The organism is Streptacidiphilus cavernicola (assembly GCF_042510955.1).
Lineage (GTDB): Bacteria > Actinomycetota > Actinomycetes > Streptomycetales > Streptomycetaceae > Streptacidiphilus > Streptacidiphilus cavernicola.
Genome location: NZ_JBHFAB010000030.1, coordinates 67,794 through 85,570, shown reverse-complemented (window position 1 = coordinate 85,570; position 17,777 = coordinate 67,794). Strand labels below are relative to the sequence as shown.

General features: G+C 72.9%; 12 protein-coding genes and 1 CRISPR repeat array. Of the genes, 2 read left to right on the top strand and 10 right to left on the bottom strand.

Going from position 1 to position 17,777, the window contains the following annotated elements; all coding sequences use genetic code 11:
* Positions 1-4: 4 nt before the first annotated feature.
* The 7 genes from cas6e to ACEZDE_RS30075 all read right to left on the bottom strand — a co-directional run bounded on the left by cas6e (position 5) and on the right by ACEZDE_RS30075 (position 12,007).
* On the bottom strand, positions 5-727 hold the full coding sequence (gene cas6e, locus ACEZDE_RS30105; protein ID WP_380542949.1) for a type I-E CRISPR-associated protein Cas6/Cse3/CasE: 723 nt from the start codon (positions 725-727) through the stop codon (positions 5-7).
* Complete coding sequence (cas5e, locus tag ACEZDE_RS30100) at positions 718-1,548, bottom strand: type I-E CRISPR-associated protein Cas5/CasD (RefSeq protein WP_380542946.1); 831 nt, start codon at positions 1,546-1,548, stop codon at positions 718-720. Before cas5e ends, cas6e begins: the two co-directional genes overlap by 10 nt.
* Positions 1,545-2,741 carry a type I-E CRISPR-associated protein Cas7/Cse4/CasC gene (gene cas7e, locus ACEZDE_RS30095; RefSeq protein ID WP_380542943.1) on the bottom strand — a complete coding sequence of 399 codons (1,197 nt, stop codon included), beginning with the start codon at positions 2,739-2,741 and terminating at the stop codon, positions 1,545-1,547. Before cas7e ends, cas5e begins: the two co-directional genes overlap by 4 nt.
* A complete protein-coding gene (casB, locus tag ACEZDE_RS30090; protein ID WP_380542939.1) occupies positions 2,738-3,493 on the bottom strand; it encodes a type I-E CRISPR-associated protein Cse2/CasB in 756 nt (251 codons plus the stop codon). The genes cas7e and casB overlap by 4 nt, the downstream gene beginning before the upstream one ends.
* The gene (gene casA / locus ACEZDE_RS30085; RefSeq protein WP_380542936.1) at positions 3,490-5,256 is read right to left on the bottom strand and encodes a type I-E CRISPR-associated protein Cse1/CasA; all 1,767 of its coding nucleotides are present in this window, start codon (positions 5,254-5,256) and stop codon (positions 3,490-3,492) included. The genes casB and casA overlap by 4 nt, the downstream gene beginning before the upstream one ends.
* Entirely contained in the window at positions 5,246-8,344 is a 3,099-nt protein-coding gene (locus ACEZDE_RS30080; protein WP_449341719.1) for a CRISPR-associated endonuclease Cas3'', read from the bottom strand. The genes casA and ACEZDE_RS30080 overlap by 11 nt, the downstream gene beginning before the upstream one ends.
* Positions 8,345-8,652: 308 nt before the next feature.
* Positions 8,653-10,145: a CRISPR direct-repeat array (repeat unit 29 nt; unit sequence GGGACCATCCCCGCGTGCGCGGGGAGCAG).
* Between the two features lie 296 nt (positions 10,146-10,441).
* Positions 10,442-12,007: a phytoene desaturase family protein gene (locus tag ACEZDE_RS30075; RefSeq protein WP_380542930.1), complete on the bottom strand. Its 1,566-nt coding sequence runs from the start codon at positions 12,005-12,007 to the stop codon at positions 10,442-10,444.
* A 208-nt stretch (positions 12,008-12,215) separates the two neighbouring features.
* Between ACEZDE_RS30075 and ACEZDE_RS30070 the strand changes: the two genes are divergently transcribed.
* Positions 12,216-12,617, top strand: a complete 402-nt coding sequence (locus ACEZDE_RS30070) for a hypothetical protein (protein WP_380542927.1) — start codon at positions 12,216-12,218, stop codon at positions 12,615-12,617.
* A gap of 66 nt (positions 12,618-12,683) precedes the next feature.
* On the opposite strand, the gene hemQ is transcribed toward ACEZDE_RS30070, so the two are convergent.
* Positions 12,684-13,388 carry a hydrogen peroxide-dependent heme synthase gene (gene hemQ, locus ACEZDE_RS30065; protein WP_380542924.1) on the bottom strand — a complete coding sequence of 235 codons (705 nt, stop codon included), beginning with the start codon at positions 13,386-13,388 and terminating at the stop codon, positions 12,684-12,686.
* The gene (gene hemG, locus ACEZDE_RS30060) at positions 13,385-14,899 is read right to left on the bottom strand and encodes a protoporphyrinogen oxidase (protein WP_380542921.1); all 1,515 of its coding nucleotides are present in this window, start codon (positions 14,897-14,899) and stop codon (positions 13,385-13,387) included. Before hemG ends, hemQ begins: the two co-directional genes overlap by 4 nt.
* A gap of 284 nt (positions 14,900-15,183) precedes the next feature.
* Here hemG and ACEZDE_RS30055 point away from each other — a divergent pair, with 284 nt between their 5' ends.
* Complete coding sequence (locus ACEZDE_RS30055; protein WP_380542918.1) at positions 15,184-16,479, top strand: DUF4349 domain-containing protein; 1,296 nt, start codon at positions 15,184-15,186, stop codon at positions 16,477-16,479.
* A gap of 102 nt (positions 16,480-16,581) precedes the next feature.
* Here the strand turns inward: ACEZDE_RS30055 and hemE are convergent, their stop codons facing one another.
* On the bottom strand, positions 16,582-17,688 hold the full coding sequence (gene hemE / locus ACEZDE_RS30050; RefSeq protein ID WP_380542915.1) for a uroporphyrinogen decarboxylase: 1,107 nt from the start codon (positions 17,686-17,688) through the stop codon (positions 16,582-16,584).
* Between the last annotated feature and the right edge of the window lie 89 nt (positions 17,689-17,777).

Genomic DNA, 17,777 nt, shown 5'->3' with positions numbered 1-17,777 from the left:
GGTTCTATCCGACCGGTGCGAGGGTCATCAGCCCGCAGCCGTACGCCTTGGCCTTGCCGAGGCCGCCGGTCAGGACGCGGCGCAGGGCGTCGGGGTCGGTGACCTCCAAGCGCCCGTCGTAGGTGACGGTTTTGATTGTGACCCTGCCCTTCGCGCCCTGCTTGCCGAAGTCCATGCCGCACTGGTCCCGGACCACGACCTGGTGCTCGTCGCGGTGCTCGGTGTGCCGGCGCTCCTCGGGCTTCGTCAGGATCCTGAAGCCGCACGGCTCCTGACGCTCCAGCAGCCACCGCACCTGGTGCCGGGCGTTGAGGTGCGCGGTGCGCTTGGTCGGGGCCCCGTCGGCATTGCGGACCGAGTGGACCGGGTTCGCGGTGAGCCGGAAGTTCCAGGTACCGCCCTTGTCGAGGCCTTCGAGGAACGGGGCGTAGCGGTACGTCTGCCAGCCGGCCGTCCCTGAGGCAGCCGCCGCGGGCCAGCCGGCCTGCTCGACCAGGTGGGTCAGATCCGGCTGGGACGGGCCAACCAGGAAGAGCAGGACCTCCGCAGAGGCATTGCGGTCGACTCGCCACAGCACTCGGGGCCCCGCCGTCGCCGGTACGGGCGCTGCCGTCGGCAGGAGCTCGGGGTACGAGGACATCACGGCCGCGTGCATGCTCTGCGGCGAGGACAGCAACCGGCGCGCACCGGTCCGGGCGGTGTTGAGGCGGAAGCGGGTCAGGTACATCGGACGACGCCTTCCAGGTGTTCCAGATGGCTGATCGGGTCGTGCGCGGGCGCTGCCCCGCGGGGGTCGGGGATGCGGGTGTGCGCAGCGGCGGCGCAGGGGTTCGGGACGGTGACCAGCGAGGTGAGCACGGTGCGCAGGGCGAACCTGCGCTGCCGGGGGTCGAAGCTGAGCGGCTGGTCCCGGATCGTGTCGCCGAGGACAGCGGACTCGGGCCTGGGCTCGGACGCGGAGCTGGGCCCGGACCGGGCCCCCGCTCCGGACCACCCATCGGCCGTACCGGCCTCGGCCAGTACTGACAGTTCCACGGTGCTCTCCGCACGCCGCCGTTGCTGGTACCACTCGGCGGCCCGCCAGGGCTCCGCCGCCAGGACGTCGCCGAGCGCGGCGTCCTCGTGGACGGCGAGTTCGACCGGACGTGACGGAGGGCAGGAGCGCCGTCCGAGGTAGGGCAGGTATGCCGGGTTCGCCACCGCCCGGTGCAGCTCGTCGATGAGCGTGGCCCCGCCCTCGACCGCCGCCACGAACACCGCGTCGGCCAGGTAGAACCGTTCGGACAGCGGCATCGACGCTCCGGTGACCGCATGGTGCGCGGTCTGGAAGTCGCGGAGCCGGGTGCCGGGCTGGTCGATCCGCACACCGAACCTCAGCGCGGCCAGCTCGGAGAGGTCCGCGTCACGCGGCAGGCCCTTGGCCGCGGCGAGCAGGCCGACGACACCGCTCTTGGTCGGCGCATTCTCGGTGGTGCGCCGGGCGAAGCGCGCCGAGGCACCCCAGGACTGGAGCGGTCCGGCCAACTGCAGCGTAAGGACACTGCTCATCCGCGCCGCTCCAGGCGGGCCGAGACCGCCGCACCGGCCGTCTCCACGAGCTGCCGGAGGCTGGGCACCTCGCTGCCGAGCGCCGAGTCCTTCTCGGTGAGCGGGCCCAGGCGCAGCACCCAGGTCTCGGTGGCCTCGTCGCCGTAGGCCCGCTCGACCCGGGGGATGTAGTCGGCGAGACGGGCCCAGGCCGGCTCCAGGTGGCCGCCGAACTCGTCGGCGACCACCGGCTTCTCGAAGGCGGAGACGAAACTGACGGGGCGGCTGGAGCGGAGCTTGACGACCACGGCGTCCGGCAGGGTGTGGTTGCCGAAGGTGTTGATCTTCCCGGTGGGCAGCGAGGAGACGAAGCCGTCCAGGAACGCTTCGACGGCTCGGCGCACCGGCGTGGCCGGGGACTCGTCCTCGTCCAAGCCCTTGCCGAGGTTGCGTGCCAGCAGGTCGACATCGAGCGCGGCGTAGCGGTAGAGCGTGGCGGAGTTGAAGTCGACCGCGCCGATCATCCCGGCGCCGGGCTCGGCCTGGGAGTTGCGGTCGTCGACGGCGGTGAAGTAGTCCGACTCGTTCTCCACCCGGTGGACGCTCAACGCGTGCGCGACCTGGGCCGCTGCGTCCACGTTGATGTCGGCGGAGTCGGCGACCATGCGCCCGAAGAGGGCGATGTCGACGGAGTGCCGGGTGTCGGCGATCAGTTTGGCTCGGGCCTTGTTGTCCTTGTCCTTGCAGAAGGCCTTGATGTCAGGAGCACCCTCGACGCCGAGTCGGGCCAGGCCGTCGAACTGGCGGGAACTGAGAAACATCAGATAGGAGGACTCGGGCGCGGGCTCCGCGGTCCCGTTCTTCTTGGCCGCGTCCACCTTCCGCTTGGGCGGCTCGATCTTCGAACCGGTGGCCGTGTACAGCACCTCGGCGGCGACGGCCCACGCCTCCGCACCCTGGATGGACCCGTCCAGCTCGGTGATCCGCTCGGCGAGCAGTTCGGCGACCCGCTTGGTCCGCACACCCAGTTCGCTCGGGTCGAGCAGGCCGTCGAAGTAGCGTCGGGTCGCCCGCTTCCACGCCTGGCTGGAGACCCGCGCCCGGGTGACCCCGCCGTAGACGGCGGATTTGGGCGCACCCGTGTCGTCCCGGTTCAGATTGCTCGGCGGGACGTTCTGCAGGACGTGCACGTCGAGGATGAGGCGGTCGGTCACGGCGTGTCCTTCGGGTCGGTCTCAGGGGTGGTCCGGGCGACCGGATCGGGGTCGGAATCGGCGGTGGGGTCGGCGGCTGCGGCGGGGTCGGCGGTCGCGGCGGGGTCGGCGGCCGTCTTCGGGCGGTGGGCGTGGAAGGAGCGGCCCCACGAGCGCCGCACCTCGTCCGGACCGCCGCGCAACTGCCAGCGGTAGAGCTGGTCGGCGAGCAGGGCGTAGTCGAGGCTGATCTCCTCAACGCGCAGCAGCGTGGTGATCTCCCGCAGCTTGACGGCGAGGGCGGCCAGGGTGGGGGCGGCACCGGCCCGGACGAAGCGCTTGCGGATCGGTTCCAGGATCTCGCCGGGTGGCATCAACCGGCGTACTGCGGTGCCGAGTTCGTCACCGCCGGGACGGTGCATGCCGGTGCTGCGCGACTGCTGGTGCAGCGCCCACAGCGCCATCGCCGCGTAGACGGCGTTCTCCGCCTCTTCCTGACGTAGCGTCATATCGGTGTAGAGGGTTTGCAGGTCGATGAGGCCCCAGAGGTCCGCGATCCCGGCGGCGTCCTTGCCCGCACCGCGCCGCAGGCGGGCGAGAGCCGCGACGGCGTCGGGGCGGTCCCTGAGGTAGCCGGACTGCAGCCGCTTGACCTCGGCTCCGACGACAGTGCCGACCGTACCCAGCGGGGCCGTCGGGGTACGGACCCGAGTCGGGGTCGGGGGCTGGGTCTGTGCCGGGGTCTGGGATCGGAGTTGGGGTTCGGTGGTCATGCGGGCACCTTCGGAAGGTCGGGAGCGGAGTCCGCGTCGACGCCGGGACCAGGACCGGGAACGGCAGCCGGGTCGCTGTCGTAGGCCCGGGGCAGCTTCTTCTTCAGCCGGGACCGGAACCACAGGTCGGCCGAGGCCGTGTTGAGCCACACCGACCCCTTGGCGTCGGTGAGCACCCTGCCCTCCCAGGCCGCGTCCCCCGCCCGCGCGACGAGTTCACTGCCGAGGCGGCTGACCTCCCTGCGCACGATGCACTGCCAGGCGGTGCGCAGCTGCTGGGGGTCGTCGCCTTCGCGGATCGCACCCAGCCAGATCCGGAACAGGCCGTCGAGGACACCGAACCCGGCGTCGCGCGCAGTATTCCGACCGGACTCGGACTCACCACCCGACGCCCGCTCCAGGTCGGTGGCGAGGTCGCCCAGCACAGTGACGGCGGACTCGGCGTCAGCCACCGCGTCGACGGCAGCCCAGCCGAGCGCCCGGCCGCTCTCACCGAGCAGGACCACGGCCATGGCCACCGCGTCCTCGGTGATCTCGTCGATCACGGACTGCTGGGTCCCGTAGACGGCGCCGTAGGTGCGGACCCGGATCAGCATTCCCCTGGGCAGCACCCCTTCGGTGCTCAACCGCGCCAGCCATTCGACCACGCCGGGACACAGCGTCTTCGGCGGGTCGCCCCCCGCCCCCGCGTCCTGCCCACGCGGTGCGATCAGGGCCGCGAGGCCACGCCAGGCGGCGCGGGCCGGATCGTGCTCGCGCGGCATGTAGACCAGCGGGCGGGAGAGCTTCTTCTCCTGCGCCTGGCTGCGCCGCCACCCGGTCATCGGCTCCACGTGCTGCTTGTCCTGCTGGGCGAGCGGATCGCCGTAGCTGAGCACGACGCCGTACACGCCGGTGTCGTCGGAGACCAGTCGCAGTCGCCGGGACTGCCAGGTGTAGAGGTCACGGACGCCGCCGGGCCGGGAAACCAGGTCGTCGTCAGCGGCGGCGCCGGGCCCGCAGGGCGGTCTGCGCCAGGCCGGACGGTCACCGGCGCCGGACGCGCCGGCGGCGACACCTGCGGCAGGCCCCGCGGCCCCGGTCCGGCTGTCGGCGGCGATGAGGTTGAGGAGCAGCGTCTCGCGCAGCGTCCGGCCCTCGGCCAGGACGCCACCGAGGTTCCCGGCCCAGGCGACCCCCTGCGGATACGCCTTGCCGTTCTTGGCCCGGGGGTCCCCGACCACGCCTGTCTTGATCCCGGAGGTGTCGTACGCGTGTGCGTGCACGACCCAGCGCGCGGCCTCCGCGAAGGTGATCCGGTCGGCCCCCGGGAAGCGGGTGGTGAAGAACGGATCCCCGTTGGGCACGTCGGCGATGATCCGGTTCAGCGAGAAGACCTCGTCGTTCGACGTGCGCAACCCGGCGGTCTGGAAGAACGGTGTTCTCGGGTGCAGCAGGTCGAATCCGGCCCGGTGCCGGTCGAGGTATTCCGGGACGCTCGCGAACGCGGTGCCCCCCGCCGCCCAGAGGTCGGCCCAGGCGTCCAGGTCCGACGGGCCGTCCAGGGCGTCGTGGGCGATCGCGAGCAGTAGGCGGACCAGGGCGAAGTCCTGGGTGGGGACGTCCCCGGCCAGCCGTCGGATCTCCTCGGCTCGCGCGAACACCTCGCGCAGGGACAGCAACGCCTCAGCGCCGTCGGCCAGGAGCACCGGCAGCCAGGGCTGCTCGGTGAGGTCGAACGACCGGGTTTCGTCGGATGGTCGGGCTGTCTGATCAATCGTCACGTCTCACCTCAAGCCCCTGGGTGTGGTGGTAGCTGAGCACGAAGCCTGCCAGGTGGGTCTGACAATCGGGTTGAACAGGGAGAATAAGCTCTCCAGCAAGCCAGTGGCTCTCTTTGGACTGCCAAGCCGGGACACAGAACTGCTCCAGCTCGGCGATCACTTGATCGATCACGCCCGGGTGCGACAGTTGCAGCGGCAACCGCAGTCCGCAGGCGGCTGCGGCCTTCGCCGCCGCGGACGTCGGGACGGCGTCCTCGGGCAGGGGCAGCCCGGCGCGGCCCTGCCCGATCCAGTCGACGGTCGTCAGCGTCCCGTCGGCCTGCCGCTGCACGACGATGACCTCCAGGCTCTCCTGGCTGTCACGGACCTGCGCCCGCCCGGCCCTGGTGTCGTCCGCGTCACCGGTGCCGCCCGCCAGCCAACCGACCAACGACCGCCCGGCGACGGCGACTTCCCCGATCCGGAAGGTCGCGGCGCGGCGTTCCTTGTCGGCCCGGATCCGCTGCTGCGCGTCCCTTGCCTCGTCCATCGCCCCGGCCCAGGCCGACGGTCCGACGTCGCCGGAGCCGTACGCCTGCTGGACCAGGGGGCTGATGTCCTCCGGCAGCCTGAGCGGTTTCGCGGTCGTGCCGGACGGGTGGATTCCCAGGTGGGGAAGCAGGACGGCGAGGGAGCGCAGGAGGGAGTGGCGCCCGTAGACGATCTCCGATCCACGGACCGGCGCCGGCGGATCGACCGTCCAGTCGGCCCCGGTCACCAGGCAGCGCGGGACGCCCAACCGCTCGGGCCGACGGTCACGCGCATGCCGGTGCAGGCGCCCCATCCGCTGCAGCAGCAGGTCGATCGGCGCGAGGTCGGTGACCAGGAGGTCGAAGTCCACGTCGAGCGACTGCTCGGCCACCTGGCTGGCGACGACGATGTGGCGCGGGGGGCGTCGCGCCGCCGAGTCCTCCTGCGGCGAGGCCTGCGTCGGTGACGTCTGCGTCACTGACGTCTGCGTCGCTGGGGTCTCCATCGCTGAGGCCTCCGTCGCTGAGGCCTCTGCCGCTGGCGGTGGGGCCTTCGCCGACGTGTCCGCCGACGCCGACTCGTGCGGCGGCCCGAAGCGCCTCAGTAGTTCGGCGTCGTTGGCGGCCCGGTCCAGGTCGATGAACCGGGCGTGCGCGACGGTGACCGGGGTGCCCTCCCCGAAGTGGTCGCGCAGTGCCTGCGCCGTCTCCAGCACCCGGTTCACCGTGTTCCGCACGATCAGGACGCAGCCGCCATCGGTGAGTTCGTGCTGCAGTCGATCAGCGAGGATGTCGAGGTCGTCCGGCAGCGCTTCGACCCGGATGGTGCTGCCGCGCCCGGAGGCCTCCGGGGATTCCTGCGACGGCGGGTGGCCGCCTGGACCTGGGGCCACCGCGGTGAGCAGCGGGTAGCCGTCGGCCAGCGCCAGCGCCGCGTACGCCTCCGCATCAGGGGACACCCCCGCGTACGCTGCTGCCAACTCCCGCCGCCGGGCGGCGGGGAGCGTCGCCGACAGCACCACGACCGGAACCCGGTAGGCACCGAGCCAGGACAGGACCCGGTCCAGGTAGGAATTCATGTAGGTGTCGTAGGCATGGGCCTCGTCGATGACGACGACCTTGCCGGCCAGAGCGAGATGACGCAGCGCCAGATGACGACTCTTCAGACCGGCGAACAGCAGTTGGTCGATCGTCCCGACCACGAAGGACGACAGCATCCCCTTCTTGCGTCCGTTCAGCCACTGATGGGCCACCAACTCGGCCGGAGCCGCTCGCGTCGCGGCGCCGGGTGCCGGAAACGGGTCATCACCGTCCGGACCGTCCAGGTCGACTGCGGCGATCTGCTGCTGGGAGTGAGTTTTGAGTTCGGCGAAGTCCTGGTTCAGGGCGGCCTTGGAGTGCGCCAGCAGAACCGACAGCCGTCGGCCCTCCTGGGAGGGGAGGTGGTCGAGCCAGTCCAGCAGACGGGGGAACATCGCGTTGCCGGTGGCCATGGTCGGCAGGGCCAGGAACACCCCTCCGGCCCCGCTGCGGGCGGCGAACACCTCGGCCACGGCGAGGGCTGCCTCGGTCTTCCCCTCCCCCATCGGCGCCTCGACGATCAGCAGACCGGGCTCGGGCATCTCCCGCGCGATCCGCAGGGCCGCCTCCTGCACCGGCCGAGGGGTGGCACCGGGCGGCAGGTCGAACCGGGCGGCGAACAGCTCGGTGGCGGTCGACTTCGGCTCCTCGGGGCTCCAGGGCTCGGGCAGCCCCAGCCCACGCCACGCGGCAGCGACCCGTTCGGCGCTGCGGGCTTCGGGACCGCGGGCATCGGCTGCCCCGCCGCTCCGGGTGTCCTCGTCGGCTGCGGCAGTTGCCGCTGCGTAGGGGAACAAGTCCGTGTTACTGGCGATCCAGTCGGCGACGATGACCAGCGCGGACAGCAGCACCTGCACTGTCTGCGGCAGCTTCACCCGCTGCCAGTCGGCGAGCCGGTCGGCTGCGCCCGAGACGTCGGCGCCGGCACAGGCATTCAGCAGTTCCTCCTGCACCTGACGCCAGATGGTCTCGCTGGGCCCTGGAGTACGGAGCAGTTCCGGGTGCGAGTCGAGGGTGTGCACCTGCAGGTTGTCCGGGGGCGTGCCATGGTGACCGCCGATCACGACCGCGAACTGGCCTGTCGCCCGTACCGGCCAGTTATGCCGCTCCTCCAGCCACTCCTGTAAAAGGAGTTGCCCGGCCAACCCGTGCGGAGCCAGGCGCCGATCCGGGCCCATCTGCTGCCGATACGGCATGGCCAGGCCCGCGCCACGCATCTGGTCGGCGAGAGCGTCCACCTGGCAGGCGAAGGCCGGCGTGGCCTTCCCGATGTCGTGAACTGCCGCGAGCCACACGGCGAGTGTCCGTCCGTCCGACTCCCCTGCGGGCAGCGGCTCAGCCACGAGGCGGCGTACGTGTGCGGGGAGCCACCGGTCCCACAGCAGACCGGCCACGGCGGCGCTGTCCGTCATGTGCCGCCACAGCGGCAGCCAGCCTTCGGTATCCGCATCATGCTTCGCCCACGCCTGCCGAGCAGTCGAAGACAGACTGCTTGGCATGCCGCTCACCTATCCCCCTCACAACTCGGCCCGATAGCACCCGTATCAAGCAAACGGGACACGACGGCAATATAGGACCGCGGCGGACTCGCACGTCAGGCAATCAGGCAAAGAGTGGGAAGTATTTGATACGGCAGACGGGGAATGTCTCCATGTGCTAGGCGCACAGGACTTCCTGGTGGGGTCTCTCCGTCCATAGGGGCAACGGGCGGGGAGGAGAAGGGCGCTCTGGTTCCGGCCTCGCATGATGGACCAACCTGCGTGCGCGGGGAACAGGCCGGCGAGAACAAGGGCCAGTGCTCGTACTCGGGACCATCCCCGCGTGCGCGGGGAGCAGAGGAACACCGTGGCCTCGGGCTCGGTGTTGAAGGGACCATCCCCGCGTGCGCGGGGAGCAGGGGTCGTCGTGGACCCGTCCGCGGCCTCCTTCGGGACCATCCCCGCGTGCGCGGGGAGCAGCCGAGGACGCCCTGTGCCAGGTTGCTGCCGGCGGGACCATCCCCGCGTGCGCGGGGAGCAGCCGTCGAGCCAACTGACCACACCCTGAGGGCGGGGACCATCCCCGCGTGCGCGGGGAGCAGCCGGTCGGTGTCCACGACGTGCCCACCATGCAGGGACCATCCCCGCGTGCGCGGGGAGCAGTACTCCGGCAGCGCCCGGGTGCGGGTGAGCGCGGGACCATCCCCGCGTGCGCGGGGAGCAGTCCTGACCGGCGTAGATCAGGTTCTGTCCCTGCGGACCATCCCCGCGTGCGCGGGGAGCAGCCGACCGTGGACGCCGCCTTGCCCCCGCTCGCGGGACCATCCCCGCGTGCGCGGGGAGCAGCTCTCGACCCGCTTTTCGAGCTTGGCGACCATGGGACCATCCCCGCGTGCGCGGGGAGCAGGATGCTCGCTGCCGCGCGGGGCGAGTGGGGGCGGGACCATCCCCGCGTGCGCGGGGAGCAGAGGGAGATTGTCCAGAACTCGCAGCAGTCATGGGGACCATCCCCGCGTGCGCGGGGAGCAGCGCACGCTGGAGCAGGCGGAGGGGTAGGACCCGGGACCATCCCCGCGTGCGCGGGGAGCAGTGAACCGGCCGGGCCCAGGGCGTTGATGGGGTGGGACCATCCCCGCGTGCGCGGGGAGCAGAAGGGCCACCCAGTCGGTGGCGTACCCCTCGCGGGACCATCCCCGCGTGCGCGGGGAGCAGCCGTTTCGCCCATTTGGCCGCACGGATTGCACGGGACCATCCCCGCGTGCGCGGGGAGCAGGCGGTCACCACCGGGATCACCGCGCTGTCGACGGGACCATCCCCGCGTGCGCGGGGAGCAGACCCAGCTACGAGCCGTTCCCGGGCGGCAGCTGGGACCATCCCCGCGTGCGCGGGGAGCAGGCCACGATCCGGTTGTCCCAGATCGTCAGGGCGGGACCATCCCCGCGTGCGCGGGGAGCAGGTCCCGAATGCCGTGGAAGCCGACCATGCGGTGGGACCATCCCCGCGTGCGCGGGGAGCAGGCATCCTTGGAGAACCGCTCGAACAGCGAGTCGGGACCATCCCCGCGTGCGCGGGGAGCAGGCGCTGTCGCGTCGGGCCGGCGGATCGTGGGGGGGACCATCCCCGCGTGCGCGGGGAGCAGCGCATCGCCGCCACGCTGGCGAAGTTCGCGGTGGGACCATCCCCGCGTGCGCGGGGAGCAGTCAAAGAGCGAGATTCAGAGGCAGATGGACGAGGGACCATCCCCGCGTGCGCGGGGAGCAGTCCTTCCTGATCGCCTTCGAGGTCCCCAACCTGGGACCATCCCCGCGTGCGCGGGGAGCAGGCTGGTTGAGCTGGGGCTTTAGTTGGTGGCGGTGGGGAAATCGAGTACTTCCGCAGGATCCGACATTTCGTCATAGTCCATGGCAAGAAGATAGCTGAGGTCGCCATCGTGCCAGGAACCGTGGCGGTGGATGTTGGCTTTGGCGGTCGGTGGAGCGGGAGGGTGAGCGCTCCGGGGTGGCAGGGGTGGGGTGGGGAGCAGGGGTAGGGGGCGGGGCGGATGCAGGTGGGGCCGGAGCGGGCGGTGGCGGACGGCCCGGGGGGCGCGGGGTCGCGGGGTTGCTGCCGCCCTGCCGGTTACGGCACGCGGGGGAGGTGGATGCCGAGTTCGTGGTGGAGGGCGGAGCGGGCGGCCAGGTAGCCGGGCATGGCGTGGACTCCGGGGCCCGGAGGGGTGGAGGCGGAGCAGAGGTAGGTGCCGGGGAGCGGGGTGCGGTAGGGGTCCCAGCGCGGGGCCGGGCGGAGGACGGACTGACGGAGGGTCATCGCGCCCGCGCTGATGTCGCCGCCGGTGTAGTTGGGGTTGTAGCGCTCCAACTCCTTTGCCGGTAGCGAGCGCTGGGCCACGATGGTGTCGCGGAAGCCGGGGGCGTGCTGCTCGATCCGGGCGATGATCGCCTCGGCGGCGTCGTCCGGGCTGGCGTGCGGGACGTGGGCGTAGGCCCACAGCGGGTAGGCGCCGGGTCGGCCCCGGCCGGGGTCGACCGCGACCGGGTCGGCGACCAGGACGAACGGGCGGCGGCCCGACGTCGATCCCGACGTCCCTGACGACCCGGCAGTCCCCGACGACCCCGCTGCCGCGCGGGCGTTGCGGGTTTCCTGGGCGTAGACCTCGGCGAGTGGGCCGCCGAGGTGGAGCGTCCCGGCGCGGTGCAGTTCCGGGTGGGTCCACGGGACGCGCTCGGAGAGCAGGAAGTCGGTCTTGGACGCGCCGGGGCCGTAGCGCAGGGCGGCCAGCGCGCGGGCGTAGCGCGGCGGCAGATCCGGCCCGGCGATGCGGAGGAACTCGCGCGGGCCGACGTCGGCGAGGACGATCCGGGCCGGACGGACCTCGCCCAGGTGGTTGATCCGGACGCCGGTGCGGACGCTGCCGCCGTGGGCGCGGAGGTCGTCGGCGAGGGCGCGGGCGATGCTCGCGCTGCCGCCTTCCGGCACCGGCCAGCCGCTGGTGTGGGCGAGGTGTCCGAGCAGCAGCGCGACACCCGCGCCGGGGAGGCTCGGCAGTCGGCCGAAGACATGGGCGGCGACTCCGGCGAGCAGGGCCGGGGCCAGGTCGCCGCGGAACTGACGGCCCGCCAGCGGGGTGCCGTGGCGCAGCACCCGGGGGGCGAGCAGCAGTGGGAGCGCCGGTCCGGTCGGCGGGTGCCGGAAGTCGGAGAGCATCAGTTCGACCAGTTCCCGGCTGCGTTCCATCAGCGGCGCCATCAAGCTGGTCCAGGCCGGGCCGTCCGGGCCGAGTCCGTCCGCGGTGGCGGCGAGGTCGCGCCAGGCCAGCGCGGCACGGCCGCCCGCCAGCGGGTGGGCGTAGGAGAGGTCGGGGGTGCGCAGCCGAACGCCGTGCGCGGCGAGGTCGAAGGCCCGCAGGAAGGGCGACGCGACGGCCATCGGGTGGACCGCGGCGCAGATGTCGTGCAGCACGTCGGGCTCGAACAGCGGGACGGAGCGCAGCCCGCCACCGTAGTCGTCGGCCGCCTCGTAGACGGTGACCCGCAGCCCGGCCCGAGCCAGGGTGACGGCGGCGGCCAGGCCGTTGGGGCCGGAGCCGATCACCGCGGCGTCGGCGGGGTCGCCGACGGCGGGACGACGGGCCGGAGCGGGACGACGGGCCGGAGCGGGTCGGTTCTCGGGCGAGGGGCGGCGCATTCGATCAGCAAATCACAGGACGCGGCGACGGCGCGCCAGGTGCGAATGGGACCCAAGCGGGCAAGTCGCTCGGGGGGCTCCGACGAAGCTCAAATCTAGCTCTGAGAATCGTTGCGGCCCCTTCCCCGGCATCGAAAGGCGAGCCATGCTCATCGTCATGGAGCCGGGTGCGGGGGACCCGGCTCCTCTTGTCGTCCGGGGGTGCAGGATGAGCGTGGATCGGGAGTTCGCCGAGTTCATGGTGTCCGGAGCGGCGGTGGGGGCCGCCGCCGTGAACCAGGTGTGCTGCGCCCGGCGCCGACGCGGGACGGCGGCCGACCGCCATCGCCGGGCGAACCGGCTGATGGCGTCGGCGCTGCTGCTGACCCTGGTCCTCGGCGGCGCGGCCATCGTCGACTGGGCCGACGACAGCATCCGCGGTACGCAGACCGCCACGCATCCGCCCCTGCTCTGGCCGCTGACCCTGCTCGCCGCGGGGGCGGCGGTGTCGATCGCGGTGAACGCGCAGCGGGTGCGCCGCAGCCAGCACGCCCGGCCCGCCCAGCCCGCCCAGCGGGTGCAGTGGGCACGGCATCGGACGCGGCGTCAGGAACACCGCCGGGCCGCCTGAACAAACCGGCGGCACCGGCAGAGTCGACGTGGTCGACGTGAATACGTGGACGTCAGGACTCGGGCCTCAAGCCAGCCCGGCCAGCAGGTCGGCGATCGGCTTGCGGCGCCCGGTGAAGAAGGGCACCTCCTCGCGGACGTGCAGTCGGGTCTCCGAGGCGCGCAGGTCGCGCATCAGGTCGACGATCCGGTAGAGGTCGTTCGCCTCGAACGCCAGCAGCCACTCGTAGTCGCCGAGGGCGAACGAGGCGACGGTGTTGGCGCGCACGTCCGGGTAGCCGCGGGCCAGCATGCCGTGCTCCATCAGCAGGCGGCGGCGCTCGGCGTCCTCCAGCAGGTACCACTCGTAGGAGCGGACGAACGGGTACACGCAGACGTAGTCGCGCGGGGTCTCGTCGGCCAGGAACGCCGGGATGTGCGACTTGTTGAACTCGGCCGGGCGGTGCAGCGCCATGTTCGACCAGACCGGCTCCAGCGCGCGGCCCAGCCGGGTGCGGCGGAAGCGGTTGTACGCCTCCTGCAGGTCGTCGCTGTTCTCGGCGTGCCACCAGATCATCAGGTCGGCGTCGGCGCGCAGCCCGGAGACGTCGTAGGTGCCGCGGACCGTGACGTCCTTCTCGGCGAGCTGCGCGAACAGCTCCTCGACCTCGGCGGCGTGGACGGCCCGGTCGTCCGGAAGCACGTCCTTCAGCCGGAACACCGACCAGAGGGTGTACCGGATGACCTTGTTGAGGTCGCGTGCCTTCTTCGTGGGTTCGGTGCTCTCGGTCATGCGGACATTCTCCCCTCCGCCGCTAGTGCGCCGGTCACCAGGTCCGCCGCACGCCACCCGCTGGCGATGCAGGCGGGGATGCCGACCCCCTGGTAGGCGGCGCCGCACAGGGCCAGGCCCGGCAGTTCGGCGGTCAGCCTGCCGATCCGGGCCACCCGGTCCAGGTGCCCCACCGGGTACTGCGGTAGCCCGCCCCGCCAGCGGGTGACCGTGCTCGCGTACGGGGCGGCGGCGATCCCGGCCGCCGTGCCGAGGTCGCGCAGCGAACGGGCGACCAGCTCGGCGTCGTCCAGGTCGAGGTCCTGCTCCTCGCCGTGGCGGCCGACGGAGGTGCGGAGCACGAAGCTGTCCGGGGCGGCTGCCGCGAGCCAGCCCCACTTGTTGCTGGAGAAGGTCGACGCCTTGATCGCACGCCGGTCCACCGGCGGGACCAGGAAGCCGCTGCCGCTCAGCGGGCCGAGGTCGGAGCGCTGGAAGGCGAGGGTGACCAGCGCCATTCCGGCGTACTCGACCGCGGCCAGTTCGGCCGAGGCGGCGGGGGCGGTGGCGGCGAGGAGCCGGGCGGCTACCGGCGCGGGGACGGCGAGCACGACGGCGTCGGCGGTCAGTTCCTCAGTGCCGATTGCGCTCGTGGCGCGGACGCTCCAGCCGTCGGCGGTGCGGCGCAGCGAGCGCACCTCGGTGCCGAGCCGCAGCTCGACCCCGGCGGCGCGGCAGGCGTCCGCGACGGCGAGCGGCAGGCGTCCGATGCCGCCGTCGATGCCCTGGAACACCGGCGCGGGGTTGGCCGGGGCGGCACGTTGGATCGCCCGGACGCCTTCGATCAGCGAGCCGCCGCGGCGGGCCAGCGGCAGCAGCTGCGGGACGGCGGCGCGGAGCGAGAGCTGGTCGGCGTGCCCGGCGTAGACGCCGCCGAGGAGCGGCTCGACCAGCCGCTCGACCACCTCGCGGCCGAGGCGGGCGCCGATGTAGGCGCCTACGGCGACGTCGTCGCCCTCGATCGCGGCGGGAGCGGCGGGAGCGGCGGAGTCGGCGGGACCGGCGGGGTCGGCGGCAGCAGCGGCAGCGTAGTCGAGGGTGAGGTCCTCGGCGATCCGGGCCATGCCCTCGGGGGAGACCACGCCGGAGGCGGCGAGGGCGTCCAGGTCGCCGGGGACGCCCATCAGGTGGCCGGTCGGCATCGGGCGCAGCGCGCCCCTGGTCCAGATCGCGGCCTTGGCGGTGGCCGGCGGTTGCAGCGCCGGGCCGAGGCCGACCGCACGGGCCAGGGTGACGGCCTCGGGTCGGCGGGCCAGCATGGACTCGGCGCCGAGGTCGACCGGGATGCCCTCCAGTTCGCCGCTGCGGAGCTTGCCGCCGAGGCGGGTGGCGGCCTCGATCAGGGTGACGCTCGCGCTGGGCGTGCTCCCGTCGGCCCCGCTGAGGCGGGCAGCGGCGGCGAGGCCGGCGATGCCACCGCCGATGACGATCACCCGGGGGCGGGCGGGGGGCTCAGGAGCGCTGCTGTGCATGCCTTTCACTCTCCCACAGCACGGTTGCGCCACCGCGTGGTCCCCCGGGGGCGGCGGTGCAGGTCCCGGGCACCGGCGTGGGTGGGGGCCGCGGCGCAGTTCCCGGGCACAGCAGGCCGCAAAACCGCGACCGGTCCCGGGCACGCGGTCGCGAGGCTCCCGCGCGGTTCCGAGGCCTGATCGAGACCCTGATGTGACGCTCCGTCCGGAACCCGTCCCCGGCTCGGGGAGTCCCACCATCGATCGGCTCGCGCAGTGCGGGCCGCGTCTCGGGGAGGGTCAGCATGGACGGTACGGCAGGCAGAGCGAGAACCAGGAGCGTCGGACGGTACCGGAGGGCCGGAGCGACCGCGGCGGCGCTGGTGCTGGCGGGTGGGCTGACGCTGGGCGGGTGCAGTGCCTCCGGCGGGAGCTCCAGCAGCAGCGCGGCCAAGGCGCCGGAGGCCGCGGCGAACAACGGCGCCGCCGCGGCGGGCGCCCCGACCGGCGCTCCGGCGGGGGCCGGAGCCGGGGCCGGCAGCTCCGACGCCGCGGGCACGGCCGGCTCCGCCGGGAAGCCCGGCACCGCGATCACCCCGCCCGCCGACACCGGCCGCTCGATCATCTACACCGGTGAGATCCAGCTGCTGACCAAGGGCAGCGGCGGGGTGAACGGCGTGGACGCCGCCGTCGCGCGGGCCGAGCAGCTGGTGCGCGGCGCGGGCGGGTTCATCGACTCCGAGGTCAGCGGCGACGACACGCTGCTCACCAACAGCTACAACGGCTACCAGCCGGAGCAGAACGACTCCGGCTCGGCCGTCGGATCCGTCCCGGCCTCGGGCGGCTCCGCCTCCGCCCCGCTGCCGTCGCCGACCGACGTCGGCGGCCAGTCGGCGCAGCTGGTGCTGCGGATCCCGGTGGACTCCTACGACACGGTGTACCAGCAGCTGCTGACCCTCGGCACGGTGCTGGCGCACCAGCGCCAGGCCCAGGACGTGACCCAGCAGGTGGTCGACATCAGCAGCCGGGTGAAGACCCAGCAGGCCAGCGTGGCCCGGGTGCGGACGCTGATGGACCGGGCCACCACCATCGGCGACGTCACCACGCTGGAGCAGGACCTGACCCAGCGCGAGGCGGACCTGGAGTCGCTGGAGTCGCAGCTCGCGGCACTGAAGTCGGAGACGGCGATGTCCACCGTGACGGTCCAGCTCTACTCGAAGGCCACGCCGGTCCAGGCCGCGCCCGCGAAGCACGGCCTGTCGGTGCTCGGCGCGCTGAAGAACGGCTGGCACGCGCTGTACGAGACGGTACGGGCGCTGCTGATCGCGCTGGCCGCGGCGCTGCCGTTCCTGGTGCCGCTGGGCTTGCTGCTGTGGCTGGTACGGGTGCTGATGCGGCGTCGGACGGTACCGGTCCACCCGCTCACCCGGGCTCCCCGACCCGGCGGCCCCGATGCGGCGGCGGCCTACCCGGCCCGACCCACGACCCCGCCCCGCGCGGAACCCGAGCAGGACGCGGAGCAGTACCCAGAGCCGACCGCGGAGCAGTACGCCGAGCCGACCGCGGAGTGGGAAGCGGAGCAGGACGACACGGAGGACTGACGAGGCACGACCCCACCAGCCCGCCCGCCCACAGCCAGAAGGCGCCGCCGCCCGGACGAACGTCCGAGCGACGGCGCCTCCCGCAACCCCGCCGCCGCGGCCTCAGCCCGCGCTGTGCTCGTGCACGTGCGCGACCAGCCGGGTCAGCGCGGTCGGGTCGGTGCTCGGGAGCACCCCGTGGCCGAGGTTGAAGACGTGTCCGCGCCCGCTCGCCGCCGCGGCTGCCAGGACCTCCTCGGTCTTGGCGCGGACCGCCGCCTCCGGCGCGAACAGCAGTGTCGGGTCCAGGTTGCCCTGCAGCGCCTTGCCCGGCGCGACCCGGCGCGCGGCCTCGTCCAGCGGGACCCGCCAGTCGACGCCGACCACGTCCGCGCCCGCGTCGCCCATCAGGCCGAGCAGCTCGCCGGTGCCGACGCCGAAGTGGATCCGCGGCACGCCGTACCCGGCGACCGCGTCGAAGACCTTGGCGCTGGACGGCATCACATACCGGCGGTAGTCGTTGGGGGCCAGCGCGCCGACCCAGGAGTCGAACAGCTGCACGGCCGAGACGCCCGCCTCGATCTGCACCTTCAGGAACCCGGCGGTGATCTCCGCGAGCAGGTCGAGCAGCTCCTGCCACAGCTCGGGGTCGCCGTACATCAGCGCCTTGGTGTTCTCGTGGTTCTTCGAGGGGCCGCCCTCGACCAGGTAGCTGGCCAGCGTGTACGGGGCCCCGGCGAAGCCGATCAGCGGGGTCGCGCCCAGCTCGGCCACCAGCAGCCCGATCGCCTCGGTGACGTAGGAGACGTCGTCCGGCTCCAGGGCGCGCAGCTGGGCCAGCCCGGCCCGGTTCCGGATCGGGTTGGCGACGACCGGGCCGATGCCCGGCTTGATGTCCAGGTCCACGCCGATGGCCTTGAGCGGCACCATGATGTCGCTGAAGTAGATGGCCGCGTCGACCCCGTGCCGGCGCACCGGCTGCAGGGTGATCTCCTTGACCAGCTCCGGCATCATGCAGGAGTCCAGCATCGGGATGCCCTCGCGGATCTTCAGGTACTCCGGCAGCGACCGCCCGGCCTGGCGCATGAACCACACCGGGGTGTGCGGCACCGCCTCGCCCCGGCAGGCGCGCAGGAACGCGGAGTCGTGGAGGGCCCCGGCCCGTGGAACGTCTCGGCTGCTGTTCTCGGTCACGGTCACGGTCCCGGTCACCCTCTCGCTCTCGCTCACGGGGCAAATCCTCGCATGCGGGCGAGGCCTCCGGCGCCGCGCCCGTGGTGCCTCCACCGCCGGAAGGTGCCCGGGTCCTAGTCTTCCGT

What these genes read in the sequence shown, in the direction of transcription:
- hemG (WP_380542921.1), bottom strand. Translation starts at nt 14,899, where the DNA reads ATGCACAGCAGCGCTCCTGAGCCCCCCGCCCGCCCCCGGGTGATCGTC.
- ACEZDE_RS30075 (WP_380542930.1), bottom strand. Translation starts at nt 12,007, where the DNA reads ATGCGCCGCCCCTCGCCCGAGAACCGACCCGCTCCGGCCCGTCGTCCC.
- ACEZDE_RS30070 (WP_380542927.1), top strand. Translation starts at nt 12,216, where the DNA reads ATGAGCGTGGATCGGGAGTTCGCCGAGTTCATGGTGTCCGGAGCGGCG.
- casB (WP_380542939.1), bottom strand. Translation starts at nt 3,493, where the DNA reads ATGACCACCGAACCCCAACTCCGATCCCAGACCCCGGCACAGACCCAG.
- ACEZDE_RS30080 (WP_449341719.1), bottom strand. Translation starts at nt 8,344, where the DNA reads ATGCCAAGCAGTCTGTCTTCGACTGCTCGGCAGGCGTGGGCGAAGCAT.
- hemQ (WP_380542924.1), bottom strand. Translation starts at nt 13,388, where the DNA reads ATGACCGAGAGCACCGAACCCACGAAGAAGGCACGCGACCTCAACAAG.
- cas6e (WP_380542949.1), bottom strand. Translation starts at nt 727, where the DNA reads ATGTACCTGACCCGCTTCCGCCTCAACACCGCCCGGACCGGTGCGCGC.
- ACEZDE_RS30055 (WP_380542918.1), top strand. Translation starts at nt 15,184, where the DNA reads ATGGACGGTACGGCAGGCAGAGCGAGAACCAGGAGCGTCGGACGGTAC.
- cas5e (WP_380542946.1), bottom strand. Translation starts at nt 1,548, where the DNA reads ATGAGCAGTGTCCTTACGCTGCAGTTGGCCGGACCGCTCCAGTCCTGG.